Below are 644 nucleotides of genomic sequence, written 5' to 3'. Positions count from 1 at the left end.
GCTAAAAGACGGTGCGCCTGTGGAGAGCCGCGACGGTGAAGAAAATAAATTCAACTACATTCCGCTTGGTGTCGGCGTTATTATTTCACCGTTTAACTTTCCGTTAGCGATCATGGCAGGAACAGCAGCAGCAGCAATCGTAGCAGGAAATACAGTTCTATTAAAACCGGCTAACAACACACCGGTTATCGCAGCAAAATTTGTAGAAGTAATGAAAGAAGCTGGCCTTCCAGACGGCGTACTGAACTACGTGCCGGGAAGCGGAAGCGAAATTGGCGACTATTTAGTAGATCACCCAAAAACACGCTTCGTTTCATTTACAGGTTCACGTGAAGTAGGCTGCCGCATCTATGAACGCGCGGCAAAAGTACAGCCTGGTCAAATCTGGCTAAAACGCGTTATTGCTGAAATGGGCGGTAAAGACACGGTCGTTGTAGATAAAGATGCTGATTTAGATTTAGCTGCTTCTTCTATTGTATATTCAGCATTTGGCTTCTCTGGACAAAAGTGTTCAGCAGGCTCTCGTGCAGTTGTTCACCAAGACGTATACGATATCGTTCTTGAAAAAGCAGTTGCGCTGACAAARACATTAACAATGGGCAGTCCTGAAGATGTGAACACGTATATGGGACCTGTTATTGACC

The 644-nt window shown here is 45.4% G+C and carries 1 protein-coding gene; it reads left to right on the top strand.

Annotated elements, in window-relative coordinates:
- The coding region (locus AC1DRF_RS31255) for an aldehyde dehydrogenase family protein (protein WP_477742733.1) at positions 1-644 on the top strand (644 nt) is incomplete at both ends.

Source organism: Priestia sp. P5_B4 (assembly GCF_056400385.1).
The sequence above is the reverse complement of the archived record's forward strand: the minus strand, read 5'-3'. Positions and strand labels throughout refer to the sequence as shown.